Origin of the sequence: Yoonia sp. R2-816 (assembly GCF_046762905.1) — a bacterium.
Lineage (GTDB): Bacteria > Pseudomonadota > Alphaproteobacteria > Rhodobacterales > Rhodobacteraceae > Yoonia.
In genome coordinates this window covers 449,547-476,433 of sequence record NZ_JBKQXN010000311.1, presented here as the reverse complement: position 1 = coordinate 476,433, position 26,887 = coordinate 449,547, and the positions used below count along the sequence as shown (strand labels likewise).

At 58.5% G+C, this 26,887-nt stretch carries 27 protein-coding genes; 9 read left to right on the top strand and 18 right to left on the bottom strand.

The genetic code is table 11. The annotated features are described in order from the left end of the window. Window positions 1-48: 48 nt before the first annotated feature. On the top strand, window positions 49-684 hold the full coding sequence (locus ACFWW2_RS20175) for a DnaJ domain-containing protein (RefSeq protein ID WP_393931127.1): 636 nt from the start codon (window positions 49-51) through the stop codon (window positions 682-684). Here the strand turns inward: ACFWW2_RS20175 and ACFWW2_RS20170 are convergent. From ACFWW2_RS20170 to msrB, 3 genes are all read right to left on the bottom strand, one after another. Next, complete coding sequence (locus tag ACFWW2_RS20170) at window positions 622-1,095, bottom strand: hypothetical protein (protein ID WP_393931125.1); 474 nt, start codon at window positions 1,093-1,095, stop codon at window positions 622-624. The genes ACFWW2_RS20175 and ACFWW2_RS20170 overlap by 63 nt on opposite strands. Before the next feature lie 136 nt (window positions 1,096-1,231). Then, on the bottom strand, window positions 1,232-1,693 hold the full coding sequence (locus ACFWW2_RS20165; protein ID WP_393931123.1) for a hypothetical protein: 462 nt from the start codon (window positions 1,691-1,693) through the stop codon (window positions 1,232-1,234). A 450-nt stretch (window positions 1,694-2,143) separates the two neighbouring features. After that, entirely contained in the window at window positions 2,144-2,599 is a 456-nt protein-coding gene (msrB, locus tag ACFWW2_RS20160) for a peptide-methionine (R)-S-oxide reductase MsrB (protein WP_393931121.1), read from the bottom strand. A 212-nt stretch (window positions 2,600-2,811) separates the two neighbouring features. Here msrB and cobS point away from each other — a divergent pair, with 212 nt between their 5' ends. From cobS to ACFWW2_RS20120, 8 genes are all read left to right on the top strand, one after another. Then, window positions 2,812-3,798 carry a cobaltochelatase subunit CobS gene (cobS, locus tag ACFWW2_RS20155; RefSeq protein ID WP_393931119.1) on the top strand — a complete coding sequence of 329 codons (987 nt, stop codon included), beginning with the start codon at window positions 2,812-2,814 and terminating at the stop codon, window positions 3,796-3,798. A gap of 195 nt (window positions 3,799-3,993) precedes the next feature. Further along, window positions 3,994-4,389: a hypothetical protein gene (locus ACFWW2_RS20150; RefSeq protein WP_393931117.1), complete on the top strand. Its 396-nt coding sequence runs from the start codon at window positions 3,994-3,996 to the stop codon at window positions 4,387-4,389. Between the two features lie 58 nt (window positions 4,390-4,447). Next, window positions 4,448-5,134, top strand: coding sequence for an aspartate/glutamate racemase family protein (locus ACFWW2_RS20145; protein ID WP_393931476.1), 687 nt, complete (start codon window positions 4,448-4,450; stop codon window positions 5,132-5,134). A gap of 77 nt (window positions 5,135-5,211) precedes the next feature. Then, the gene (locus ACFWW2_RS20140; RefSeq protein ID WP_393931115.1) at window positions 5,212-5,601 is read left to right on the top strand and encodes a hypothetical protein; all 390 of its coding nucleotides are present in this window, start codon (window positions 5,212-5,214) and stop codon (window positions 5,599-5,601) included. An 81-nt stretch (window positions 5,602-5,682) separates the two neighbouring features. Further along, window positions 5,683-6,048, top strand: a complete 366-nt coding sequence (locus tag ACFWW2_RS20135; RefSeq protein ID WP_393931113.1) for a hypothetical protein — start codon at window positions 5,683-5,685, stop codon at window positions 6,046-6,048. A gap of 76 nt (window positions 6,049-6,124) precedes the next feature. Continuing rightward, complete coding sequence (cobT, locus tag ACFWW2_RS20130; RefSeq protein ID WP_393931111.1) at window positions 6,125-8,005, top strand: cobaltochelatase subunit CobT; 1,881 nt, start codon at window positions 6,125-6,127, stop codon at window positions 8,003-8,005. A gap of 76 nt (window positions 8,006-8,081) precedes the next feature. Further along, window positions 8,082-9,866, top strand: coding sequence for an aminopeptidase P family protein (locus ACFWW2_RS20125; protein ID WP_393931109.1), 1,785 nt, complete (start codon window positions 8,082-8,084; stop codon window positions 9,864-9,866). 55 nt (window positions 9,867-9,921) lie between these two features. Then, window positions 9,922-10,263: a DUF427 domain-containing protein gene (locus ACFWW2_RS20120; protein WP_393931107.1), complete on the top strand. Its 342-nt coding sequence runs from the start codon at window positions 9,922-9,924 to the stop codon at window positions 10,261-10,263. A gap of 69 nt (window positions 10,264-10,332) precedes the next feature. Here ACFWW2_RS20120 and ACFWW2_RS20115 read toward each other — a convergent pair whose 3' ends face one another. The 15 genes from ACFWW2_RS20115 to murC all read right to left on the bottom strand — a co-directional run bounded on the left by ACFWW2_RS20115 (window position 10,333) and on the right by murC (window position 26,885). Further along, complete coding sequence (locus ACFWW2_RS20115; protein WP_393931474.1) at window positions 10,333-11,943, bottom strand: chloride channel protein; 1,611 nt, start codon at window positions 11,941-11,943, stop codon at window positions 10,333-10,335. Window positions 11,944-12,896: 953 nt separating this feature from the next. After that, entirely contained in the window at window positions 12,897-14,546 is a 1,650-nt protein-coding gene (gene recN, locus ACFWW2_RS20110) for a DNA repair protein RecN (protein WP_393931105.1), read from the bottom strand. A 36-nt stretch (window positions 14,547-14,582) separates the two neighbouring features. Then, a complete protein-coding gene (locus ACFWW2_RS20105; RefSeq protein ID WP_393931103.1) occupies window positions 14,583-15,419 on the bottom strand; it encodes an outer membrane protein assembly factor BamD in 837 nt (278 codons plus the stop codon). A 133-nt stretch (window positions 15,420-15,552) separates the two neighbouring features. Beyond that, on the bottom strand, window positions 15,553-16,470 hold the full coding sequence (gene lpxC, locus ACFWW2_RS20100; protein ID WP_393931101.1) for a UDP-3-O-acyl-N-acetylglucosamine deacetylase: 918 nt from the start codon (window positions 16,468-16,470) through the stop codon (window positions 15,553-15,555). Window positions 16,471-16,692: 222 nt separating this feature from the next. Then, window positions 16,693-18,300, bottom strand: coding sequence for a cell division protein FtsZ (gene ftsZ, locus ACFWW2_RS20095; protein ID WP_393931099.1), 1,608 nt, complete (start codon window positions 18,298-18,300; stop codon window positions 16,693-16,695). 172 nt (window positions 18,301-18,472) lie between these two features. Next, window positions 18,473-19,807, bottom strand: a complete 1,335-nt coding sequence (gene ftsA, locus ACFWW2_RS20090; RefSeq protein ID WP_393931097.1) for a cell division protein FtsA — start codon at window positions 19,805-19,807, stop codon at window positions 18,473-18,475. Continuing rightward, window positions 19,807-20,703 carry a cell division protein FtsQ/DivIB gene (locus ACFWW2_RS20085; RefSeq protein ID WP_393931095.1) on the bottom strand — a complete coding sequence of 299 codons (897 nt, stop codon included), beginning with the start codon at window positions 20,701-20,703 and terminating at the stop codon, window positions 19,807-19,809. Before ACFWW2_RS20085 ends, ftsA begins: the two co-directional genes overlap by 1 nt. After that, a complete protein-coding gene (locus ACFWW2_RS20080; RefSeq protein WP_393931093.1) occupies window positions 20,691-21,605 on the bottom strand; it encodes a D-alanine--D-alanine ligase in 915 nt (304 codons plus the stop codon). The genes ACFWW2_RS20085 and ACFWW2_RS20080 overlap by 13 nt, the downstream gene beginning before the upstream one ends. A 36-nt stretch (window positions 21,606-21,641) precedes the next feature. Beyond that, complete coding sequence (gene murB / locus ACFWW2_RS20075) at window positions 21,642-22,625, bottom strand: UDP-N-acetylmuramate dehydrogenase (protein WP_393931091.1); 984 nt, start codon at window positions 22,623-22,625, stop codon at window positions 21,642-21,644. Next, entirely contained in the window at window positions 22,618-22,908 is a 291-nt protein-coding gene (locus ACFWW2_RS20070) for a hypothetical protein (protein ID WP_393931089.1), read from the bottom strand. The genes murB and ACFWW2_RS20070 overlap by 8 nt, the downstream gene beginning before the upstream one ends. A gap of 77 nt (window positions 22,909-22,985) precedes the next feature. Then, the gene (locus tag ACFWW2_RS20065) at window positions 22,986-23,276 is read right to left on the bottom strand and encodes a UDP-N-acetylmuramate--alanine ligase (RefSeq protein WP_393931087.1); all 291 of its coding nucleotides are present in this window, start codon (window positions 23,274-23,276) and stop codon (window positions 22,986-22,988) included. Then, window positions 23,276-23,524, bottom strand: a complete 249-nt coding sequence (locus ACFWW2_RS20060; protein WP_393931085.1) for a DUF2484 family protein — start codon at window positions 23,522-23,524, stop codon at window positions 23,276-23,278. The genes ACFWW2_RS20065 and ACFWW2_RS20060 overlap by 1 nt, the downstream gene beginning before the upstream one ends. Beyond that, window positions 23,521-23,775 carry a DUF2484 family protein gene (locus tag ACFWW2_RS20055; protein WP_393931083.1) on the bottom strand — a complete coding sequence of 85 codons (255 nt, stop codon included), beginning with the start codon at window positions 23,773-23,775 and terminating at the stop codon, window positions 23,521-23,523. Before ACFWW2_RS20055 ends, ACFWW2_RS20060 begins: the two co-directional genes overlap by 4 nt. A 76-nt stretch (window positions 23,776-23,851) precedes the next feature. Then, window positions 23,852-25,429, bottom strand: coding sequence for a hypothetical protein (locus tag ACFWW2_RS20050; RefSeq protein WP_393931081.1), 1,578 nt, complete (start codon window positions 25,427-25,429; stop codon window positions 23,852-23,854). A gap of 58 nt (window positions 25,430-25,487) precedes the next feature. Continuing rightward, window positions 25,488-26,885, bottom strand: a complete 1,398-nt coding sequence (gene murC, locus ACFWW2_RS20045; protein WP_393931079.1) for a UDP-N-acetylmuramate--L-alanine ligase — start codon at window positions 26,883-26,885, stop codon at window positions 25,488-25,490. Window positions 26,886-26,887: the final 2 nt, after the last annotated feature.

Below are 26,887 nucleotides of genomic sequence, written 5' to 3'. Positions count from 1 at the left end.
CGTGCGGTCTTACAGTCAGTCGCTCGAGTCGGAAAGGGATGACGCGCGATGAAAAAGGATGACCCCTTTGGTTTTGATATGTCGGTTTCGAGTTCCAAGAAGAAGAACCCGCGCGGTCGGCGCGGCATGTCCGGCGCGTCCGAGACCTCGACTCGCGTCTGCGATCACGAGGGTTGTCAGGAAGCGGGGAAGTATCGTGCGCCCAAATCCCCCGATGTGCTGGATGACTATTACTGGTTCTGTCAGCAACATGTGCGCGAATACAATCTGAAGTGGAATTTCTTTGACAGCACGTCAGAGGCGGAGCTGGCTGCACAGATGGATCAGGATCGCGTCTGGGAACGCCCGACCAAGCCGTTCAAACGGACTGTCGAGGAACGGGCCTGGGCCCGTCTGGGCGTGGACGATCCGCATCAGGTGCTGGGCGAAAACGCGACCCGTAATCCGGGCCGCGGTGCTGCGACGGGCCGCAAGCTGCCCCCGACCGAACGCCGCGCGATCGAGATCCTTGAAGCGAAGGACAACTGGTCGAAGCCGGAGATTCGCAAAGCCTACAAGGCGCTGATCAAGGTGCTGCACCCGGACATGAATGGTGGTGACCGCAGCCAGGAAGAACAGTTGTCAGAGGTTGTCTGGGCCTGGGACCAGATCAAGGTCAGCCGAAACTTCCGCGACAAGGACTGATCGGCGCGCAATCACATGGACCAACGCCATCATTGCCAGCCACGCCAATGCAATCGGGGGCGTGCTGCCAATGATGGTGGCGACCATCACAACGCAGATCATCGCTTCTTCCAGTGTCTGGAACATCATCAGCCCGCCTAGAAAGGCACCGATCGCGGTTGAACAGATCGCCCCGATCGCGGCCAGCATCCACCCTTTCCTGCCTTTTCGTCCAAAGGCGACGCCCACGATCAGCCCGGCCAAAAATGCCCCGGCCAGTGCGACGGAAACAAATGCGACCTCCTCTTCCTGAAACATCGGACTGCCGATCATCCTGAAATAGATCAGCATGGCCATGGCGGTCGCCCCGCCAACCAGTGAAATCATGGCTGCCATCGTCACTGACCGGCGCGTTGGACGTAGGTAAATCATGTATCTTCCCCTTTTTTCTGCATGCCATCAATCAAACTGCCATGCAGAGATTCTGTCGGGAAGTTGTGCAGAAGTTTCGCATTGCGCAAAAAAAAGGGGCCCGAAACGGACCCCTTCACCAATCAATTTAGCCCCCTTAGTGCCGATAAGTATGGCGGTAGAGATTGGCCTGCGACAGGCTGCTCAGGTGAGAGACGGCCTTGCTGGTCCGGGTCCATTCCTCTTCGGCCCGCAGGATGGCGATCAGAAAATGCGCGCCAAACAGAACAACGAACCAGGCGACAGCCAGAAGCGGTTTGGCCATGAATTCCGATACAAGGACGAACGGCCCCACAAGCGTGCCATAGAATGGTGACACCAAGGTGCCGGCGATAATGGCGGTCACGAACGTCACAATGATCGCAGCAACGATAGCGCGGGCGAAGCCCAGCGCGCCACGGCGCCCCATCCATGCCCGCGACATATACAGTGCAACACCCGAAGCAATACCGCCTGCGATGATCACCCAGTTGTCATACAATGTCGGTTCAGGCGGAATGGCATATGCGCCCTCCATTGCAGACATCAACATCAGCGTAATGCCCGATGATACTGCCATGACCCCACCATAGGCGATTGCGACAGCTTTCTGCCCGCGACTTAAATGCAAAGTTTTAAATAAACGCGCGAACATTGCGCAGACCTCCAAGATACCGTTTCGTTGGCCCCTACATCACAAAATCGCAGCGGCCCGTCTGTGCGAGAACACACATCAAGTGCAAATCTCGGCTTGCCCATTTTTTGCCACATTCCGCCTATCGCCACAATGAAAAAACGGCAATAATCCGCCTACGCACCCCAACATGCCGGAAATATTGAATATTTTCCCTAACCACCTAAGGTTGTGTGGTGCATCACTGTATCGGATTCAGTCGCAATCGTCTGATTGAGTCGAATTTGGTTCGATTAACACCCTGCAAAATTAACCAAAGAATCTGCATGCGGCCCCGAACCGCGCCCTAACGGACCCGGCGGAACGCCGTCGATTTCTAGGCTGTTTGCGTTAACTTTAGGCCCGAAACACTAGGCTGGCCCCGTTCAGGCAATGCCGTTTTCCCGTCGGTCGCGGCCCGTCGTCAAAAATATGACCCAGATGGCTGCCGCAGCGGCGGCAATGGCATTCGGTGCGCACCGTAAACAGTTTTCGGTCGGGCTTGGTGCCGATAGCGCCGGGCAGGCTGGCGTAGAAGCTGGGCCACCCGGTTCCGCTATCATATTTCGTTTCAGAGGAATAAAGCGGCAGGTCGCACCCCCGGCAGTGATAGGTCCCGTCGGCATAGTTCTTGTCGAGCGGTGATGTCCCTGCCCGCTCTGTCCCTTCCTGACGCATCACCCGGTATTGCAGATCGGTCAGCATGGCCCGCCACTCCGCATCGGTACGGGTCACTTCGAATTGTTCGGCCCAGAGTGCGGCGGGGGCCGTCGCCATGGCGAGTGTGGAAAGGGTGAAACTGCGGCGGTTCATCATGGTCGTTCCTTTGAAAGTCGACGGATCCTAGCAGCCAGTGCTGACCAAGTGGTAATAAAAGCCGACCACCCCACGATCATGTGATCAGCCGCCGACAGATCCAGACCGCCCTGATTGACCACGCCAGCGCCCCCTTCCCCTTGCAGCGCCCCGCGTTATGTTGCATCCCCGACATCAAACGATCTGACCCAGTGGAAAAGGCAACGATTATGGCCGACGGCACAACCGATATGCAGGCGAAACCGACCGAAGATATTTCTGTTCGCGAGGTGTTTGGCATCGACAGCGACATGAAGATCAAGGCGTTCGCTGATCGGTCAGACCGCGTGCCAGAGATTGATACGACTTACAAATTCGATCCTGACACGACCCTCGCGATCCTTGCCGGTTTTGGCTACAACCGCCGGGTCATGATCCAAGGTTATCATGGCACCGGCAAATCGACCCATATCGAACAGGTTGCCGCCCGTCTGAACTGGCCCTGTGTGCGCGTCAATCTGGACAGCCATATCAGCCGGATCGACCTGATCGGCAAGGATGCGATCAAACTGCGCGACGGTGTACAGGTTACGGAATTCCATGAAGGCATCCTGCCTTGGGCTCTGCGCAATCCCGTTGCCATCGTGTTCGATGAATATGATGCGGGCCGGGCCGATGTGATGTTCGTGATCCAGCGGGTGCTGGAACATGACGGCAAGCTGACATTGATGGATCAGAACGAGATCATCACGCCGAACAAGTATTTCCGTCTGTTCGCCACGGCCAACACCGTTGGTCTGGGTGATACGACCGGTCTGTACCACGGCACACAGCAGATCAACCAGGCGCAGATGGACCGGTGGAGCCTTGTCGCTACCCTGAACTATCTGTCGCATGATGCCGAAGCGGCCATCGTTTTGTCGAAATCGCCACATTACAACACCGACAAGGGCCGCAAGATCGTCAGCCAGATGGTCACCGTCGCAGACCTGACTCGTACCGCGTTCATGAATGGCGATCTGTCGACCGTCATGTCGCCCCGGACCGTGCTGGCCTGGGCCGAGAACGCGCGCATTTTCCAGGATGTCGGCTATGCATTCCGCCTATCTTTCCTGAACAAATGCGACGAGCTTGAGCGCCAGACGGTTGCCGAGTTCTATCAGCGTTGTTTTGATGAGGAACTGCCGGAAAGTGCGGCAAGCCTGAGCCTGGGGTAATACCCGTCGCAAGGGTTTGTATTTGCTTGAGGTCGCTGCACGAACGGCGTCCTTTCGCTCTACCACGACCTCAATTCCGGCACGAACCCGCCGTCATTTTTGTTCCGTCACTTCACCACCGTCCCGACACAGTTTCGCCCGGACCAGCCCGTTTACTTCACGTCAGTAGTAATGTGAACGTAATGGTTGGTTGTAATGCGATACGTGAAGACCCTTGGCCGTGGTTTGGCCCTCACCCTGATTTTGGCGGCCCCCGCAGGTCACGCCCAGACGCTTTCGGCAGAGGCGCAGTTGCAGACATTTGCGACCTGCGTGGGCCGTCTTACCGCGGAACTGGAATATGAATGGAGCACGCAAGGTGCTTATTCCGACGAAGCCGCCTTTCGCCGTGACGCCACGGTGCAGTTGGTCGCTGCCATTGTGTCGGACGAGCAATCGCGCGACGTGTTGCACTGGCGCGATGCCGCAAAGCGCGCGCAATATGACCTGCTAAGCAGGTCGCAATACAGCCGGGATCAGGCAGAAGCGGAATGGGCCAAACGCCGGGCTGCGATGCTGGAGCAGGAATGCACGTCACTCCTGTTAGGCTGATCAGCGCGGGTTGAAGCATGCCTGCGGCTGGGCCATGGTCCTGTCCATGGCCAAACCTTTGCATATCGGATTGATCGGCGGGATCGGTGTTGCCGCCACAGTCGTCTATTACCAGCGCCTGACGCAGGCGGTTGATCGACTGGGCGGATCACTTGACCTGACAATCGTCCACGCTGATGTGCAGACGCTGATCCGCAATAACCTCGCCGATGATCGGGCCGCCCAGGCAGCGGTGTACGCCCCGCTCATCGACAGGCTGAAGGCGGCAGGCTGTGACTGTGCGGCCATCACCTCACTCGGCGGGCATTTCTGCTTTGACGAAACCGCAGCGATGTCGTCTTTGCCGCTGGTCTCGGCGGTGGCCCCGCTGGATGCCTATTTTGTCGCGCAAAAACTTGGTCGGGTCGGGCTGCTGGGTACGCGCGTGGTGATGCAAACCCGGCTTTACGGGCAATTGGCGCAGACCAAGGCCGTCGCACTTGACGATGAATGCGACGAGATCGGCCAAACCTATCAGGATATGGCCGTCGCCGGACATTGCACCGACGCCCAGCTGGCGTTGTTTCTTGATGCAGGTGCCCGGCTGGTCAGGGATCATGGAGCGGATGCGATTGTGCTGGCAGGGACGGATTTGAACCTTGCCTTTGACGGTCAAAACCCGGGGTATCGCGTCATTGATGCGCTGGATGTGCATGTGGACCTATTGGCGCGGCTTGCCGCCGGACACGCGACCTTGGACCGGTAGCGGCCCATACGCCACAGAACGATGTGTTTCCGAAGTGCCTGATTGATTGGCGATATTTTTACCCTCATGCTGCAAATATGAGCGGTATGAAAACAGTTCTTTCGCTTCTCTTTCTCGCGCTAGCAGTCGCACCCGCACCGCTGCGCGCCCAGACGGATGACAGCCAGCTGCGCCTGTTTGCCAGTTGCGCAGGCCGGCTTTCGGCGGTGATGGAATATCAGTGGATGTTTGACGGCGTGGCATCGGAACGCACCGAACTGCAGCGCGCCAGCGTCCTGCAACTGGTCGAAGCCACGATGCCCGATGGCATGGGCCGCGAAGTGCTGCACTGGCGGTTGTCGGCGAAACTCGCACAATCAGCCTTGCTGACCCGGGCCACATTCAACGACGATCAATCTGATGCCGCCTGGGCTGCGCAAATGGCAGATCGACTGACCCGTGAATGTACAGCGTTGATCCTAAGTTAACTGCCAGATCATCACCTTATCTGTTGCGGTGCGGGATTTCCCGGCAGTATGCTTTGCCCCACGAATAGATCGGAGCCGATTATGAAAATGAAAGTTGGGACAGAGCTGCCCGCAGATTATGTGGTCAGCCACGAGGATTTGTCAGAATCCGCCGCAACACTGATGGCGCATGCTTTGCTGCCCCTTTTTGCCGAAAATATGCCCGCAGACGCGGCCAAGGCCAATGTCGAAGGCATCCTGACCGAACTGGCCTATCTGTTTGATGAAGGCGAGATCAGGATCGGTGGCAAGACCTATCGCCCCCGCCTCGCCTTTGTTGATGAGAGCGGCGCGATTGTGCCCGGTGTTGCCAGCCTCAATACACTGCACCAACTGGTCGAAGACCCGTTCGACATCGCACCAGAGGCGAATATCACCTTTGAAGAGGATGAATTCATCGAAGAGTAGGCACGGTTTGCGCCCCCACCCTCTGGTCATTGCCCCCGCCCGGTTCTAGTTTGCACCCCAGCAGAGGACGCGGCCGATGAGCAAACCATCCGACAACCCAGCAGATCCGTTCAAAAAGGCATTGGCCGAGGCGACCAAGGTCATGGCCGATGATCCGGAACTGGCGGTGACCTATTCGGTTGATCCGGCTGGGCAAACGGCCGAGACGATCCGCCTGCCACAAGTGTCGCGCCGGATGACACGCGATGAGGTGCTGCTGGCCCGCGGCACTGCCGATGCGTTCGCCCTGCGCCACAAGTTTCACGACCCCAAGGTCGGTGCTCGCTACATGCCGCAAGGCCAGATGGCACAAGACCTCTATGAGGCAATGGAAACCGCCCGGGTCGAGGCGCTGGGTGCGCAGCATATGCCCGGCACGGCTGGCAATATCGACGCGAAAATCGGCAATGAAGCCGCCCGCAAGGGGTATGACCAGATCACGCAGGCCGCTGATGCGCCGCTGTCAGTCGCTGCGGGCTATCTGATCCGCCATTTGGCTACAGGGCGTGATCTGCCCAAAGGGGCGGATAACGTGATGGAGCTGTGGCGCGGCTTTATCGAGGATCATTGCGGTGGCACGCTGGAAAGCCTTGAGGACACGCTGTCCGATCAACAGGCTTTTGCCAAATTCGCCCGCCAGCTGATTAGCGATATGGGCTATGGTGATCAGTTGGGCGATGACCCTGACAGCCTTGACGATGATCAGGAAGACGAGGCCGAGGAAAGTTCCGAGGACGATCAGGACGAGCCTGACAGCACCGGTGAGGATGAAAGCGAAGGTGAAGACGCCGAAGCCTCGCCTGAACAAACGCAGGAAGATCAGCAGGATGCATCACAGGCCGAGGTCAGCATGGATGACCAGGCTGATGCCGAAATGGGCGAAGAGACCGAGATGCCAGAGGGCGAGGCGCCGCTGGAGCCGCCCGCCCCGCAGCCGGTGTCAGAGGCTGATCCGGATTACCGCGTTTTCACAACCGAATTTGACGAAGAGATCGGGGCCGAGGATCTGGCGGAGCCGGTCGAGCTGGAACGGCTGCGCGCCTATCTTGATCAGCAGTTGGAGCCACTGAAAGGGGCCGTGTCACGCCTTGCCAACAAGCTGCAGCGCCGCCTGCAGGCGCAGCAGAACCGGTCATGGGAGTTTGACCGGGAAGAAGGCATTCTGGATGCGGGCCGTCTTGCCCGGATCGTGGCATCACCCACAACCCCGCTGTCCTTCAAGGTCGAGAAAGACACCGATTTCCGCGATACCGTCGTCACGCTGCTTCTGGACAATTCCGGCTCCATGCGCGGTCGCCCGATTTCCATCGCGGCCATCTGTGCCGATGTCATGGCGCGCACGCTGGAACGGTGTGATGTGAAGGTGGAAATTCTGGGCTTTACCACCAAGGCGTGGAAAGGCGGACAGAGCCGCGAGAAATGGCTGCAAGAGGGCCGCGCCGCCACCCCCGGCCGCCTGAATGATCTGCGCCACATCATCTACAAATCCGCAGATGCCCCTTGGCGGCGGACCCGGCCCAATTTGGGGCTGATGATGAAAGAGGGGCTGTTGAAGGAAAACATCGACGGTGAGGCGCTCGAATGGGCGCATAGGCGCATGGTGGCCCGGCCGGAACAGCGCAAGGTGCTGATGGTGATCTCTGACGGGGCGCCGGTGGACGATTCAACTTTGTCCGTTAACCCTGCGAATTACCTGGAAAAACACCTGCGCGATGTGATCGGCATGGTGGAAAAACGCAAGGCCGTGGAGCTTGTGGCGATCGGCATCGGTCATGATGTGACACGGTATTATGAACGCGCAGTGACGATCACGGATGTGGAACAACTGGCCGGGGCGATGACCGAACAACTGGCGTCGCTGTTCGACAGCGACCCGCGCAAACGCGCCCGCGTGCTGGGGATGCGCAAGGCGGGATAGGCCAGAACAAATTTCCAGAAATTTGTTCGCCTCCGGCGGGAGTTATTCTGGAAGAAAGAAGTTGAGGAACAGCATTATGTTTCAAACCTTTGAGGCACAATCCTCACCTGATCAGGGGCCACCCAGACTGGCAGCGCTCCGCCTATTGATGGCGCAGCACGAGTTGGACTGTTTTCTTGTTCCACGCGCCGACGCGCATCAGGGTGAATACGTCGCCCCCCGCGATGCGCGGCTGGAATGGCTGACCGGATTTTCCGGCTCTGCGGGGTTTTGTGCGGTGTTGCAGGGTATCGCTGGCATCTTCATTGATGGCCGCTATCGCGTGCAGGTCCGGGCGCAAGTGGCCGATGATTATACGCCGGTCCATTGGCCCGAGGTCAAACTGGCCGACTGGCTGATCGAACAGATGCCGAATGGCGGAATCGTTGCCTATGATCCTTGGCTACACCCCGCCAGCGAAATTGCCGATCTGCGCGACAAACTCGAGAGCTTTACCCTGCGCCCTGTTGCCAATCTTGTCGACGGAATCTGGACCGATCAGCCGGATCCTCCCAACGCCCCGTTTACTGCTCACCCGATGGAACATGCGGGCGAAAGCCATGCCGACAAACGCCGCCGTCTGGCGGCAGATCTGGGGGCGAAGGCCGCGATTATCACCCTGCCCGACAGTATTGCCTGGCTGTTGAACATCCGTGGGACGGATATTGAACGGAACCCCGTGCCTCAGGCCTTTGCGGTCCTTTCTGATGACGGCACCGTCAACCTTTTTGCCGGATCAGGTAAGGCAAACGATATATCGGACCACCTTGGCCCCGATGTGACCGTTCGTGATGTGGATGGCTTTCTTGACGCCGTCGCCGCGCTTGACGGCCCGGTTCGGATCGATCCCAAATCGTGCCCCGATGTGGTGGCATCGACGCTGCGCGAAGCCGGGATCGACATCATCAAGGATCGCGATCCCTGCATCCTGCCCAAGGCCCGCAAGAACGCCACAGAAATCGCTGGCGCCAAAGCCGCCCATGAACGCGATGGGGTCGCTATGGTCCGGTTTCTGGCGTCGCTGGATGCTGAGGCTCCAAGCGGCAAGCTGACGGAAATCGACGTGGTCAAAGCGCTTGAAGAGTTCCGGCGCGACACAAATGCCCTGCGCGATATCAGTTTTGAAACCATCAGCGGTGCCGGGCCGAACGGTGCCATTGTGCATTACCGCGTCAGCGAAGACACCAATCGCCCTTTGAAACCGGGTGAGTTACTGCTGGTCGACAGTGGCGGCCAATATGTGGACGGAACCACCGATATCACCCGTACGATGATTGTGGGCGACCCGACAGAGGAACATCGCACCTGCTACACGCGCGTGCTGCAGGGCATGATCGCGATCAGCCGCATCCGCTTTCCAAAAGGGGTTGGCGGGCAGCATCTGGATGCCCTGGCCCGGGCGCCACTTTGGCTGGCGGGCATGGATTATGATCACGGGACAGGGCACGGAGTCGGCAGTTACCTGAGCGTGCATGAGGGGCCGCAAGGTATCTCGCGCCGGTCAGAGGTGGCTCTGGAACCCGGCATGATCCTGTCCAATGAACCGGGATATTACCGCGAAGGGGCGTTTGGCATCCGGATCGAAAACCTGATTGTCGTGACCGAAGCACCCGCCATTGAAGGGGGCGATGACCGCGAGATGCTGCATTTCGAGACGCTGACCTATGTGCCGTTCGACCGGCGCCTGATTGATGTCAATATACTGTCGGACGCAGAACGGGACTGGATTGATCGCTATCATGCCGATACGCTGCACCTTCTTGGGGAGCGTCTGGATGATCGTGCGCGTGATTGGTTGACCAAAGCCTGCGCACCGCTTTGACATCAAGGCGTCAGATACCCCGGCGGGATGTGTGATTTCAGAGGGAGGACCAGCCATGGCGGACCATATCAAGATCAGACCAGCCAAAGGCAACTGGACGGTTCGCGCTGGCGGCGCGGTGCTGGGTGAAAGCAGCAATGCGCTGGAATTGACGGAAGGGGATTACCCATCGGTCATCTATTTCCCGCGGGCCGACATCGCCATGGCCTTTCTTGAGCCCAGCGACACCACATCAACCTGCCCACATAAAGGTGTGGCCAGCTATTACTCCATCGCGGCCAAAAGCGGATTGATCAAGGACGCGGTCTGGTCCTATGAGGACCCGCATGATGGCGTGGCGGCGATCAAAGACCATCTGGCGTTCTACCCGTCCAAGGTGGCTATTGAAGAAGTGTGAGCGCGGCTGGGAGGAAAGATTTTCGCGAAAATCTTTGTAACCCAAAATTTTCTGGAAAATTTTGGTGCCTCAGGCGTGTTCTTCTGCCGCCGTTTCGGCCAGCGCCCGGTTCATCGCCTTCAGTGCATCAACCTGAAACAAGGCCCCCCACAGCTCTGGCGGACTTTCCTCACCCCCTAATGTGACGACGGGGATGAACGTTTTGCCGGATTGTTCAAAGATCGGCATGGCCTGCTCCAGCGTTGCATTCCCGTCGGTATAGACGCCCTCACTGACCAGATCCCAACACGCCTCCTCCGGTGCCGCATCCGGCGTGCCGGTCTTGCGCATGACTGTGGCAACCTTGAAGGTCGCCAGCAGATAGGCCTGCGGACCTGCGGCCAGATGGATATTGCGCCGCTCGAGCTGGGTTAGAAAGAAAGAGCGATCCACCAGCCGCGATGACAGGGCCGTGGACAGCGAAACCGACACCATGACCGCCAGACCCGTCTGCCAGTCGCCGGTCAGTTCGAACACGATCAGCGTGGTTGATATGGGTGCCCCCAAAACAGCGGCGGCGACCGCCCCCATGCCAGCCAGAGCGTACAATGTGCCCTCCCCGGACACATTGGGAAAAAGCGACGTGGCGATGATGCCAAAGGCCAGCCCGGTCAACGCACCCACCATGAGCGACGGCGAAAACACCCCGCCACCCATGCGTCCCCCCATGGTGATCGCCACCGCGATGACTTTGAGCACGACGAAGACAATCGCCTCATGGGCCAACAATTCGCCTGTCAGCGCTGCTGAAGTCGTCTCATACCCGACGCCGATGATGTGCGGCCACCAGATGGCCAGCAAACCTAAAAGCGCGCCTGCCACAGCCGGTCGCAAAAACCGGGGCAATCCGGTTCTGGCTTGCAGGAAACCGGCAAAATCCTCTGCCCAGAAAATCGCTTTCATCAACAGCACCGCAACGAGGCCGCAGACCACACCCAGTAGCAGGAACGCGGGCAGTTCGACGTAGAATTCAAGGGCGTTTTTGCCCGTCAGCATGAATTCGGTCACATCGCCAAAGGCCAGCCGGTTGATCACCGTGCCGGCAACCGATGCAATCACAATAGGGGCAAAGGCATGGAGCGCGAAATGACGCAACACGACCTCAAGCGCGAACAGAGCCCCCGCGATTGGCGCGTTGAAGCTAGCGGATACAGCCGCCGCCACAGCGCATCCCAACAGGTCGCGCCCGGTAATCCCATTGGCCCGGATTAGTCGGCAGACAGCGGTCGAAATCACCGCCGCCAGATGCACCACCGGCCCTTCCCGTCCGCTGGACCCGCCAGATGACAATGTGATCAACGACGCAGCAGCAGAGGCCAGACCGCGCCGCACCTCAACCCGGCCTTCGTTCAGCGCCGCACCTTCGATGACATCAGCGACAGAACGGACGCGACCGTCATCTGTAAACCGGTCCAGAATGATGCCAACGCAGAGGCCACCAATGATCGGGATCAGGAGGATCTGATACCAAGCCAGACCTGCGGCGAAACTCGCCAGATAGGTCGGATCATCAGTGCCATAAAGAAATGATTGCGCCGCCTCGATCCCCAGACGAAACAGCAATGCCGCCACGCCAGCGGCGATGCCGATCGCCAAGGCGATAAACCAGAACTGAACCTGGCTAGGGCCACGTGTCTTCATCACGTGCAGACCGTCGCGGCAGACGCCTTTCAGGTCCGTCGCCCCCTGCTCGATCAGTCCCTTTATCGATTTACCCATCGTGCCTCTTGGCGGTTATATGGTCCGATTGGCACTTTGGCCGCCAACAGAACGACGCTGCGGGCAAGCCTTGACTGGCACCACACATCAAACATCCTTCTGTTGTAGGGGATCGTCGGGGGCGGTCCAAGATGGTTTCGGGACCATAACCGGCTTTTCCGACTCGGGTGTTTTTCCTGTCAAGAAGACTTTGCCCAGAACAGGTCCACACTTGGAAAAGCAGTCCTCGATTCGCTGTTTCGCCTCATCGATTTGTCGGCGTATTTTCGCCGGTGCAAAAATAACACAAATTAGAATTCCGTGATGCGGTGCTGGTTTGAAGTTCGAGTTTACGGAAGGTCACAGACTCAACCCAAACGTTAACACGCCATCGGGAGCGCAAAAATGTTAACCAATTGGAATACGGCAGCATACGGATGAAAGCTTGACCAGAACAGATTGCAAATATTGTATAAAAAATGGCTTTGGGAGGGGTCTCAGCAAGACCGAGGGGATAAAATAATGCTCTCTCGGTTAACTTTTTCGTATACGAAAATCAACTTAAAGTGTTTATGTCAGTATTATTGACATACTTTGGGATAGGTTGATGCCTTCCGTGAAACTCTGCTAATTCTTCTTCATGAGATCGATTAGATCTTGTGTAGGTAACGAGTGTCTGGGTTCGGTTCCACATATCGGCGAGAATCTGCCCAAGTTTAAAGGAAGGAAACGTTTGCGGGTCCTTTCACGACACATTTCAAGACGTGCGTGGCGGAGGTGAGTGGCCAAAGCGTACACTGTTACGAGTGGGTTGGGTAACCCGTATGTTCCGGGGGCGACATCAACGTAAGACGACCGAAAGGGAAGCTGCGTTGTTGTCGCCCCCAATTATTTTCCTACAGATCAATCAACACACGCGCGGCCTCGCGCGCGGCGTCAGTCACGCGATCCCCTGACAACATCCGCGCAATTTCATCAACCCGCGCGGTCTGATCAAGCGCCACAACCGTTGATGTGGTTGCATCCTTGTCCTGTCGTTTCTCCACCCGCCAGTGATGCCCACCCAGGGCCGCCACCTGCGGGGAATGGGTGACGACCAGCACCTGCCCGCCCTTCGCAAGATCGGCCAACCGGCGGCCGACTGCATCTGCGGTCGCCCCACCCACGCCACGGTCAATCTCGTCAAAAATCATGGTCAGACCTTGCGCGGCGTCGGTCAGGCAGACCTTCAGCGCCAGCAGGAACCGGCTCAACTCACCACCCGATGCGATCTTGTTCAACGGTCCCGCAGGCGCGCCTGGGTTGGTCGCAACGGTAAATGCGACTGCATCAGCACCCTCCGGCCCCGGTTCGGCTGCGGTCATGCTTGTCGCAAAAACGGCCCGTTCCATTTTCAGCGGCGCAAGCTCTGCCGCCATTGCCTTGTCCAATGCCTTGGCGGCCTTTGCGCGCTTCTGGGTCAGGCGCAGGGCATTGGTATCATAGTCGGCCTGCGCCGCCTCAACAGCCATAGTCAGGGATTTCAGATCACCGGCGCTGTCATCCAATACGGCAAGCCGGGCGCGCAGGTCATCCGCAAACGCACGCAGATCATCGGCCAGAACCCCATGTTTGCGCGCAAGACCTCGGATCGCGAACAAACGTTCTTCGACATCTTCCAGCTCTGACGTGTTGAAGGATAACGCATCAAGGCAATCCGCCACACCTTGCTGGGCTTCGTCCAACGCCAGCATGGCCTGTTCAATCGCGGCGAGTGGTGCATCCAGACGCCCCTCCGCCTTGTCGGCGACGGCTTGCAACCAGCGCGAAGCGTCGGTGACCAGCCCCTCTGCTCCTTGCAAACCTAGCGCCTCACCAGCCTTGCCGATATCAGCACGGATTTTTTCAGCGGCTTGCATCAGGCGACGTTGCGTATCAAGTGCGGCCTCTTCCCCCGCTTCAGGAGAGAGGGCATCAAGCTCCGCCACCGCGTGGCGCAGATAATCCTCTTCTGCTTTGGCTTCGGCTATTTTTACTTCGGTTGCGGCCAGAGCCTTGCGCGCCTGGCCCAGTGTGCGCCAGCTATCGCGTGTTTTGGCGAGGTCGTTTTCCAGACCGGCGAACGCATCCAGCATTTGCCGATGACCGCGCGGGTTCAGCAGCCCGCGATCATCGTGCTGTCCGTGCAATTCGACCAGCGTATCGGACAGGGCGCGCAACACCTCACCACTGACACGGCGATCATTGACCCAAGCCGTCTTGCGCCCATCCTTGGTATTGATGCGGCGCAGGATCAGCTCGTCTTCGGCAGTGATCCCCGCCTCTTCCAATACCGCGTGGGCCGGATGGTCGGGGGGCAGGTCGAACCACGCTGTGACTTCACCCTGATCGGCGCCTTGGCGGACCAATTCGGCCCGGCCACGCCAGCCAAGCACGAAGCCCAACGCATCAAGCAGGATGGATTTACCGGCACCGGTTTCGCCTGTCAGCACGTTGAGGCCGGGCTGAAACGCGATTTCCAGCCGGTCGATGATCAGCATGTCGCGTATGTCTAGGCCGCGTAGCATGTCGCGCCCCCCGGGATCGGCCCTAGGCCACCATGCCTACAGCCATTCACCGCGCACCACCTGCCGGTAGATTGATGCCAGCCAATTGTCACCCGCCACTTCAGGCGGCAAACCTCGGCCGTTCAACAGCGCAAAGCTGGATTCGTACCATTGGCTCGACCGGTAATTCAGACCAAGAATGGCACCCGCTGTCTGCGCCTCATCCAGCAGTCCAAGCGCCATGTAGCTTTCCACAAGCCTGTGCAGCGCTTCGGCGGTGTGGGTAGTGGTCTGGAAATCCTCGACCACCGTGCGGAACCGGTTGGCCGCAGCAGCGTAATGGCCGCGCTTGAGGTAGTAGCGGCCTATTTCCATTTCCTTGGCCGCCAGATGATCAAAGGCGAGATCGAATTTCAGCACCGATGTGCGGGCATATTCGCTGTCTGGATAAACCTCAATCACCTGCCGCAAGGCCTGCAAAGCCTGGAATGTCAGCCCCTGATCGCGGCCAACTTCGTCGATCTGGTCATAATAGGACAGGGCCAGCAGATAAGCAGCGTAAGGCGCATCCTCTTCCGCCGGGTAGAAATCCAGATAACGCTGTGCAGCGGCGCGGCTGTTGGGATAATCGCCGTCGCGGTGATAGGCAAAGGCCTGCATGATCAACGCGCGTTGGGCGTATTCGGAATAGGGGTAAAGCCGCTCAATCTCACCAAATGAAAACGCAGCGTCGTCGGGCTGGCCGTTTTCAAGCTGCCGTTCGCCGCGTTCAAAGATCTGCTGGGCGGTCAGGTTTTCCAGCGGGACTTCGTTAGAGGTGCCGCAAGCCACCAATAGCGCCAAGGCGAAAACCGCGCCAATACGCGCGCGTGTCTTGCTGGACCTGCCTGACATTATTGTTGTCCCCACGCTGTGGTCGCTCGGAATTGGGGCGCATTGGCCCATGGTTGGGTTTCGGTCTAGCATAGAAAAATCGGGGGCAAAATGCCTTTTGCACCGCAGTTCGATCAACTATCTGAAGGTGTTGTTATGCAACCGCGTGAAGATCGGCCATGCTGACGCCCACGCCGGGCAGACGAGCGGCGATTTTGGCGTCACAATTCACCCAGCGCCATGCGTCTGGATCCGCGAACAGGGCACGCAACAGCTTGTTGGTCATGGCGTGACCGGACCGGGCACCGGTGTAACGGCCCAGGATTGGTGCACCGGCCGTGTACAGATCACCCAGCGCATCCAGCATCTTGTGGCGCACAGCCTCGTCCGCGTGGCGCAGGCCACCGGGGCTGAGCACCTTGTCACCATCGACGACAACAGCATTATCCATGGTGCCGCCCAGGGCCAGCCCATTGGCGCGCATCGCATCTACATCCGAAGACCGGCAGAAAGTGCGGCTGTCACAAAGTTCGCGCACGAATGTCCCATTGGCCAAATTCAGCGTCTTTTGCTGTCGGCCAATCGCCTCATCCGTGAATTCAATTTCGAAATCAATCTGCAGGGTCGTTGCCGGTGAAAGCGTCGCCCGGGCCCGACCATCGGTCACTGTGATTTCCTTGAGGACTTCAATCGCGCGCAACGGGGCCGACAGCCGGGTCAGCCCGACCTTCACAAAACCACGCACAAAGGCAGAGGCGCTACCATCCAGAATAGGCACTTCCGGGCCGTCAATCTCGATCAGGGCGTTATGCACGCCGCACCCGGCAAGGGCGGCCATCAGATGTTCGATAGTGGAAACCGTGACGCCATCGGCATTGGTCAGGCGCGTATTCAGCGGCGACACGATCACATTGTCCCATGTCGCCCGCAGCTCAGGACGCCCCGTCAGATCCGTACGGCGAAACACGATACCTGTCGACGCAGCCGCCGGACGCACAACAATGCGCACCGGTGCACCGGAATGAAGTCCGGTGCCGTCAAAGGTCACGTCAGTGTTCAGTGTCGTTTGCACGGGGGTGAGGCCCTTATGGCGTATTTCTTGCTGGCCATGAAGTAGAGTGCGGGGGGCGATGTCTCAACTCACTCTTTACAACGGTCTGAAACATCGGCGGGCGATTTTGTGGCAACAATGTGGCAGGCGCAGCAAGCCTATGTTTATAAAAGAAAAAGGCCACCAAATGGCGGCCTTTCTTGTGATTTCAACCTGACGTCATTTGTTGCAAAAAAGCACGCCCTAGTTGGCCTGACGACGCAGAAAGGCCGGAATCTCGATTCGATCCTGATCCTCGGTTTGCTCTGGCTCTTGCCGGATCGCGGTGACCTGCGGCTGCGTGCGCGCCGGTTGCTGGGCGGCGCCTTCGGCCTGCGCGCCGGCCATACGGTTGATCAGGGAATTGATCCCAAACCGTGGCTTTTCACCCTCTTGCGCTGTGGGCGTGGCCGCCTGCTGCGGACGCTGCTGCTGTGCCGACTGGTTGGTCTGCTGACCGGGCGCACGGGCGACGGCGGCCTGCAGGCGCGCCAGTGCTTCGGGCGTCGGGGTGCCGGGTGCCGCTGCGCGTGGGGCGACAAAGGTTTCCGCCTCTGTCAGTTGCGGGGACGGGCGTGGTTTATAGGCAGGCGGCGGCAGATCATCGTCTGCCTGTGCCTGCTGTGCGACCTGTGGTTCAGGCTGACGCTGCTGGGACGCGGCAGGGCGCGGTGTAGGTTCGGCACGCGGCACATCGAGTTCGGCAAAGGATGGCTGCTGTTCGGTTTCCGCAACGGCGGCCACGGCTGGTGCTTCTTCAACCGGCTGAGGTGCGGGGGCTTCTGCGGGTTGGGCCAGCGGGGCGGCCATGGACCGGCGCGGCAATGGTTGGTCGGCATGGCTGACGGCGGCATCGATCCCGGTGGCCACAACGGACACCCGCATCTTGCCTTCCATATTGGTATCAAGAGTCGAACCGACGATGATATTCGCCTCTGAATCAACTTTTTCGCGGATCTTGTTCGCAGCCTCGTCCAGTTCGAACAAGGTCAGGTCGTAACCCCCCGTAATGTTGATCAGAACGCCCTTCGCGCCTTCCAGCGAAATCTCGTCCAGAAGCGGGTTGGCAATGGCCTTTTCAGCCGCCTGGATGGCCCGGTTCTCGCCATCGGCTTCACCGGTCCCCATCATCGCCTTGCCCATTTCGTCCATTACGGCGCGCACATCGGCAAAGTCGAGGTTGATCAGGCCGGGACGCACCATCAGGTCAGTCACACCCTTCACACCCTGATAAAGCACATCATCCGCCATCGCGAAGGCTTCGGTAAAGGTTGTGTTTTCATTGGCCAGACGGAACAGGTTCTGGTTCGGGATGATGATCAGCGTATCAACAACCTTTTGCAGGGCTTCGATGCCTGCATCGGCCTGCTGCATCCGCTTGCCGCCTTCAAACTGAAACGGCTTGGTCACAACACCGACAGTCAGCACGCCCAATTCACGGGCAGCTTGGGCAATGATCGGCGCGGCCCCTGTCCCGGTGCCACCACCCATACCGGCGGTGATAAAACACATATGTGCGCCAGCCAGATGATCGACAATCTGTTCAATGCTTTCTTCGGCGGCTGCTGCACCCACGGTCGCGCGGGCCCCCGCCCCCAAACCTTCGGTGACTTTCAGGCCCATCTGGATCTTGGCCGAGGCGCGCGATTGCTGCAGCGCCTGCGCATCGGTGTTGGCCACGACAAACTCGGTCCCGTCAAGCTCCTGCTCGATCATATTGTTGACCGCATTGCCGCCTGCACCACCGACGCCGAACACGGTGATGCGTGGCTTCAGTTCTTCATGCCCCGGAAGGGAAAGATTCAATGTCATAACTCGATCCGCCTGTTTTTTTGCCCGTGCCCACGAGCGCCTGCTGATTATTGCGTCGACTTTAACGCTGTGATGCCGAAAGGTCACGACAAAAACACAAAATCGCCACCAAATCTGGACAAAAACTCTGACTTTTCCGCTTGATCTCGGCCAATCGGCAAGATGTTGCGTATCACCAGTTGTCCTTGAACCATTTTACCGCCCGTTTCAGCGATCTGGCCGGATATCTGTCGGCCGGAATTTCGAAATCCCACCATTCATCCTGTGGATTCGCCGCAAAGAGCGAGAGGCCAACCGCACTGGAAAATGCAGGCCCGATAGCGGCTTGCGGCAAGCCTTGCACCCGCAATGGGCGGCCCAAGCGCACCTGCTGGCCCAGAATTTTGCTGGCCAAACCATCAAGGCCGGGGATCTGGCTACCGCCGCCGGTCAGCACGATCTGCTGGCTTGGCAAATGCTCAAAACCTGCCGCATCCAGACAGCTGCGCACCTCTTCCAGAATTTCCTCGACCCGGGGGCGCATAATGCCGATCAGTTCGGCCCGGCTGACCGTCCGCCGGTCATGTTCCCAATCGCCGGTGTCGCCGCCGATTTCGATCATCTCGCGATCATCCATGCCGGTGGCAACAACGCCGCCATAGAATGTCTTGATCCGTTCGGCTGTCGCCGCCGGAATCTGCAGCCCCATGGAGATATCGCTGGTCACATGTTCACCACCCATACGCACGGCATCGGCATAGATCATGTGTTTCTTCATAAAGACCGAAATGCCGGTTGATCCGCCGCCAAGGTCGATACAGGCCGCGCCCAGTTCCTGTTCGTCCTCGACCAGCGATGACATGCCCGACACATAGGCCGACGACGCCAGCCCGGCGAGTTCAAGATCGCAGCGCTTGATACAGTAAAACAGGTTCTGAACGGCGGTCGCATCGACCGTGAGCATATGCATATCCGTGGTCAGCTGATGGCCAATCTGCCCGCGCGGATCAGCAAGACCTGACCGGTGATCCAGTGCAAAATTGACTGGCTGCGCATGCAGCACCTCGCGATCCGCGCCATAATCCGGCACGTCGCAGCTGGCCATGACCTGACTGATATCCTGCTCGGTCACCATGCCGCCCGCCACATCGAGCGCGCCTTCCAGACCGTAAGACCGGGGTCGCGCGCCTGATAAACAAGCGATCACATGATCGACACGGACATTGGCCATTTTCTGGGCCGCCTGCACAGCCGTGCGAATGGCGCGTTCGGTTTCCTGCATCGCGTCGACTTCGCCAAAGCGCACGCCACGCGACCGGGTTGTCGCCGCACCGATCACCCGAAACTGTGACTGGCCCGCCATGGAGCCCACACCATCGACACTGCGAAACCGCTCCGGCCCGTCAAAGCGCAACACCAGACAGGCGATCTTGGATGTGCCCACGTCCAGAATGGCCACAACACCCCGCTGCATCGCCGCCTTGCGCATCTGCCGCATCGCCCGCTGACTGTCGTAAAGATCGCCCATTAGTCGCCTGCCCCATCGTTTGGTGTTATTTCGCTGACGCGGCGCAGGGCCGCCGCAGCTTCTGCATTCATCCTTAGTGTCGGGCGCTGCGCATTGCGCATGTCCACCACGACCACATCACGCGCCAGCATGTCCTGCGCTTCGTTCAATGCGATGATCCGCTCGAACGCGGGAACGGCCCCGTCATCGGGCAACAGGATGCGCTGGTCGCGATCCAGCACGATATCCCAGCGCCGTTCACCCATGCGCACGACGCCACGGACGCGGTCACGCAAAGGACCGGCCCCGGCATAAAGCGCCAGCGCCTCGGCGATATTCTGTTCGGCGCCATCGCCGGCGATCAGCGGCAAATCCAACCGGTCAGCACGGGTCGGCACAGTGCCTGATTCCACACCATCGGCATCAATCAGGCGCAATGTTGTGCCGTCACGCCACAGGGCCACCGGCACGCGCGGGTCCACCGCCACTTCCAACGCACCGCCTTGCCCAACCTTGACGCTGGCTGATTTGACCGCGTCAAGCGCCTCGACCGTGCGGCGCATCGCCTCAAGATCCAGATCGAAAGAAGAGACCGGAAAGGTCACCGGCAAGGCCGCATCGACCTGCGCGGTCAGCGCATCATCGGCACCGGTAATGGCAATCGCCTGCACCATGAATTGCGGGCGGGTCTGAAAGCTTTGCTTTGCGTCGGCAATCCGGGTGTTCAGCATCTCGCGGTTTTCGGGCTTGGAAAAGAACGATGTGGCGATGGCCGCAATCAGCAGGATCGGCACACCAATGCGCACGCTGGCCCGGAAGCCCGGCGTCAGCATCAGACGCTGATAGCGATAGGTCAGCTTGGACGGCGCGGGATCGCGCGGCGTCGTAGCAGGCTTGCGGCGTATCAGCGATCGCATGACGCATCCTCCACCAGCCAGCGGCATAGCTGGGGAAAGGTGACGCCCACATGTGCCGCCTGTTCGGGGGTGAGTGATGTGGGCGTCATACCCGGCTGGGTATTGGTTTCGAGCAGGATCAGACCATCCAGACCGCGGGCTTCATCCCAGCGAAAATCGGTGCGGCTGATCCCGCGGCAACCCAGCACGCGATGGGCGCGCAGGGCGTAATCCATGCAGGCATCGAAAATCTTGACGGGAACATCAGCAGGTAGCACGTGGCGGGATCCGCCCGGCGCATATTTCGCATGATAATCATACCACCCGTCAGTGATGATGTCGGTCACGGTAAGAGCGCGGTCACCCATGACGGTCGTTGTCAGCTCTCGCCCCGGCGCATAAGCCTCGACCATGACCTGGTCGGGCATGTCATCGGCCAGTTGTGGCGGGCCATTTGCATCCTCATGCACAATGTAGATGCCCACGCTTGAGCCTTCATTGTAGGGCTTCACCACATAAGGCGGTGGCATGACATGGGCGGCACGCACATCGACAGCAGCCGCCAGAATGCTCTCCACGACTGGCAGACCTTCCTTGCGGTAAAGGTCCTTGGTGCGTTCCTTATCCAGCGCCAGGGCAGAGCCCAGCACGCCGGAATGCGTGTAAGGAATCTTCAGCCACTCCAGAACACCCTGAATGACGCCATCTTCGCCACCCGGACCATGAAGTGCATTAAAAACGACATCAGGGGCAATTTCGATCAGGCGTGCAGAAACGTCGCGGCCCGCGTCGACCTCGATCACTTCGCATTCTGCCTCCCGTAAAGCTGCTGCGCATTCGCGGCCCGTACTCAACGAAACCTCACGTTCCGCCGACGGACCGCCCATCAGGACAACAACTTTCGGGTTTGCCCTGCTCGACATACCCTACCGCCTCTTTCGCGGGTCTTTGGCGACCCGTCAATTATATCGATCCTTGCCTCGGATCAGGCCGTTTTTGGCCAGTTGTTTTGCGGTATCTTCACCTAACCGGTTACCGACCCGCATGATTTCCCATTGTAGCTCAATCCCTTGGGATGCGTAAACCTTTTTCCGCACCTCTTCGCCCAAATCCTCCAGATCGGCGGCGGTCGCGTCACCAGTATTGGTCAGAAAGTTAGGGTGTTTGGTGTTCATGACGGCCCCGCCCAGCGTCGCCCCGCGCATCCCCGCCTGATCAATCACCTTCCACGCCTTCAGATCATGAACATCATCCGCTTGCCCGGTCGAGGAAAAGCCCGCCGGATTGCGAAAGGTCGATCCGGCAGTGCGATCCTTGGTCGGCTGGGTTTCGTCGCGCTTGGCCAACTGGTCCTGCATTTGCTGCGCCAAAGCCTCGGGATCGCCTGCTGGCGGGGTGAACCGGGCCTGCACGATCACGGCACCGTCAGGGATGACGCTTTGACGATAGGCGAGTTTCAGGGCGTCGGTCGCCACCTGGGTTACCGTGCCATCCCGCAGCACCAGGGTTGCCGATGTTAAAACATCGGCCACGTAAGTCCCGTAACACCCCGCATTCATCCGCACAGCACCGCCAATCGTGCCGGGAATCGTGCGCAGAAATGTCAGGTCCAGCCCTGCCTCGGCGGCCTTGCGCGCAACATGGGCGTCAAGCGCAGCCGCGCCAGCGGTGACAATACCACCCTCAATGCTGATTCCATTAAACCCGCGCCCAAGACGAATGACGACACCGCCAATTCCCCCGTCGCGGACAATCAAGTTACTGCCCACCCCCATCGGAAACACCGGCACCGCCGGATCAAGCGCCGCGAGGAACTGCGAAAGATCATCAACATCGGCGGGCTGAAACAGCATTTCAGCGGGTCCACCGACCCGCATCCATGTGAGTTCCGCCAACGGGCGATGCGCGGTCAGGGTGCCGCGCACCGGGGGGAGGTCAAGCATGTATCATCCTTCTGCCACGCAGCCATCCAACAAGGCCACCCAATCCAAGTCCTGCACCGGCGGGTGCCGCCAAAAAGGCCAGCGCAATAACGTAACCAAAGCCGTCCCAGCCGCTGGCCTGTTCCATTCCAAAAAACATCGTACCTGTAAACCCTGCCCAAAGCAGGCCCAGCAGTGTCAGGATCGGTGCGCTGCGTGCCTTGGCGGCGAAATAGGTCGCTGCGCCCGCCGCCAGAAAAGCACCAACAGGAACAGCAAAAATCAGGAATTCTTCACCAGTCATGATTCGTCTCCATTTATGAGCATTGTTCATTTCATAGCAAAATCATGAACAGTGTTCAAGTACTTTGTGAAGCACTCCTAAATCCGCCGATCATCCTTGCGACGCAGCATCCACCCAAGCAGCGCCCCTGCCCCTGCCCCGACCAGCGTTGGCAAAACAAACAGCAACGCGCCACCCATGGCGATCACCGGGTCAATCCCAAAGGGTCGCCCGGCGGCATAGATCAGGATCGTCAGCACCGCACCCAGCCCCGAGATGATGCTTAGCGCTAACCCGGACTGCCCCCCGCGCACCAATCGCGCCAGCCCCATAAAGGCGATCAGCGCGCAGGCGCACATGACACCCAGAATGGCAAATGTCTGCATCATCAGCGCTGAAACTGGCGACGCAGCCAGCGATAAAGATAGATCAGCGGCCAGCGCAACACCGATGCTGCAACGATCAGAAAAATGACAGCATATATCATGGCACCGCTCCAGATCAGCCAGACCAGCATTGGTGCCCCGATCGCCATCAGAACATAGGCCCGCCGCCAGTGATTGTCATTGGAGGGGATCAAGGCCATCACAAAGGCCACGACGATCCACAGGCAAATCGCCAGGATCGGCGCCATCATTTCGGGATCTCCGGCCGCTCACCACGGGCCCGTTTGTAAAGATAGATCAGCGGATTGCGGAACATGGACGCAAAGGCCAGCAGCCCCAGGACACCGAAAATCCAGCCATGCGCATAGCCGATCCAGACAATCAGAAACGGGGCAGCAATCAGCAAGGTCAAACCCGGCTTATACTGATGCTTCATCGGCAACAGCGCCACGATGGTGGCGGCAAAGACCCAGAAGAAGGCGAGGATGGCAGGTAACGTCATGTCCGATTTCCATTAAACAAGGAAAGAATACCACTGAAACAAAGTTAGGCAACGACGAGGGAAATCAATCCCGGCGTCAGCCGCCGCCGCTGAGGAAGGCTACTTTCAAAGCTCTAATTATGTCCCCCAAGCCTTCCAGCCTTCCATGGGTTTGGATTGCCACATCGACACCTTGTCCAGCGCGATCGAGCGCCCCTTTCGACTTCTGCCCAAACCGCAAAAGGCTCAACCCCAGTGATCCGGCGCTTTGCGCAAAACGATCCTCTAGCAATTCGCGAAAATCATCACTGGACGCCTCAGCAATCGCGGCGCGATAGGTCCGCAATTCATCCCGCATATCGTTCAGAACCAGCAAACCTTCATGATCTAGCGGCTGAAAATCACCCTTCGGCAGCGTTTCGATAAAGCGGATCGCCTCATCAAGAACATGCAAGACGCCTTCCTGATCGACTTGGTCAACGCTAAGTTCCGCGAGCGGTGCGAGGGTCTGATAGCTTGGCCCAAAATGCTTGCGACACAACTGTTTCAGCGCATCGATACGTGTGTCTAACACCGTAGCCAGTGGATCACCCAGATCATCGCGCCCCTTTTCACTACTTGCGAAAAGCTCCAATTCGCCACCCAACTGAACCAACCGTTCGGCACGCAGATGAGTCTGATTTTCAACCCGTTCAAACTCCCTGATGACTTTTTCAGAAGCACGCCGCAGCACGCCTGCATAATTGCCACCAGGCGCAAGTTCACTGGCATAATCAACGAAGTCTTTGAAATCGTCACGCAATTGCTCGGCGTCATCAAGAAATGCTTGCACAATCGACGGATCACGTAGGTGCCTCATATTGTCGTCGATGCCAATCATACGCATGACGCGCTGGAGCGTATCGAAGGTGAAGTCGACAGGATAAGCCTGAGCTAACTTGGGGTGCAGGTCCAGACTTACTTCGTTAAGATATATTTTTACGATGTCGAAAAACATGGGATTGATGTGGGAAGCACCTCTAATCCAATCCTGAAGTCTGATTTTTCTTAGCAAGGGTTCCATTAACTCTGGATGCCAGTTCTGACCCAGCAAAATACGATTGTACCAATGAACCCAGATCATTTGATCTTCTTCCGACCAATTGAGAGAATCGGGGTGGCTTGTCGCGTGATCTTCCCAGCTGTATCCGCTCATCAGACCTGACTGCCCTTTCTGCCAAACCTGCTGAAAGCTATGAGGGATTTTATCTTTCCAAATTGACCCTCCATGTTTGAGCTGGAACCTTACTTCTGGCCAAAGATCGAAATCCCACGCTTGCGCTGCAGACGCTGCATCAGCAACTGCGGCCGAAGCATCCGACGCGAAGTCTGGGGGCGATGAGAAGTAGGCGTTGACCAAATTTGAGACCGCATAAGCAGCATCAATCTGCGCGTCGTCAGGTCCAATACCCTGCACAAAATGATTATGAACGGTAATTCTATTTGGTACAGCCGCACCAGATTTTTCTAGCCACGAGCCCACAGTTGCAAGTGCACCAAATACTGCAACCGAGCGCCAATCGTGTCTTACAGATGATATTTCCAGATCTTGCGGCGCCAAAACAAGCGGAGCCACCTGAATTCCAGCACTAAATGCGCTACGAAGGCCCGTAGCCCGTCGTTCAACTGTGGGCAATGACTCTAGATAGCTAAGCAAAGAGTCTCTGTCATGAACCTCCGCTACATCCAAGCCGTTACCCCTTCAACCGCTCCGGCAGCGCATTCGCCCAGGCGCTGATTGTCCCCGCCCCGAGGCAGACAACCATATCGCCTGGCCTGGCCTGCTCGCGGATGATCCGCACCAGATCATCCTCGGATTCCACGATCCGCGCATGCCGGTGGCCGTGTCGGATCAGACCTGCGACCAAATCAGCGTGGCTCGCGCCCTCGATGGGCTCTTCGCCAGCCGCAAAGACTTCGGATATCCCCACCACGTCGGCGTCGTTGAAACAGGCGCAGAATTCATCGAAATGATGCGACAGACGGGTATAGCGATGCGGCTGATGCACGGCGATCACCCGACCTTCGCTCGCCTGCCGGGCCGCTTTCAGCACGGCGGCAATCTCAACCGGATGGTGGCCGTAATCATCTATGATCGTGACGCCATCCACTTCGCCGACCTTGGTAAAGCGCCGGTTGACGCCGCCAAAGCCCTTTAGGGCCGCTTTGATCTCTTCCTTCTTCATGCCCAGATGGCGGGCGACCGCCACAGCGGACAAGGCGTTGGACACGTTATGGTCCCCCGGCATCGGCAATTCGCAACCTTCGATCACAGCGTCTTCATTCTGCAGGGCGATGTCGAAATGGGCCACGCCTGACTTATAGGTCAGGTTGATCGCGCGCACATCGGCCTGCGCGTTGAACCCAAAAGTGACGACCCGCCGGTCAGTGATCTTGCCGACCAGCGACTGGACATCCGCGTCATCGGTGCAGCACACGGCCAGCCCGTAAAATGGGATGTTCGACACGAAATCGTAGAAGCCCTGATGCAGCGCCTCTTCCGTGCCCCAATGCTCCATATGCTCGGGGTCGATATTGGTCACGATAGCGATCGTCGCTGGCAAGCGGTTGAACGTGCCATCGCTTTCATCGGCCTCGACCACCATCCATTCGCCCTGCCCCATGCGCGCGTTGGAGCCATAGGCGTGAATGATGCCGCCATTGATCACGGTTGGGTCGATCCCGCCTTCGTCCAGAAGCGCGGCCACCATCGTGGTTGTCGTGGTCTTGCCATGGGTGCCGGCCACGGCAACGTTGGATTTCAGACGCATCAGTTCAGCCAGCATTTCGGCCCGGCGCACAACCGGCAGACCTTTGGCACGCGCCTCGTCCAGTTCTGGGTTGCCCGGTTTGATGGCGGATGAGATCACGACAACCTCGGCCCCTTCAAGGTTCTCGGCACGCTGTCCTTCATAGATCACAGCGCCCAGCGCTTTCAGCCGGTCGGTGATCTTGGACGATTTCAGATCGGACCCTTGCACCTGATAGCCATGGTTCAAGAGCACCTCGGCGATACCGGACATGCCAATGCCGCCGATGCCCACGAAATGGATCGGACCCACATCAAGGGGCAGTTTTGTTGCTGCGTTCATTA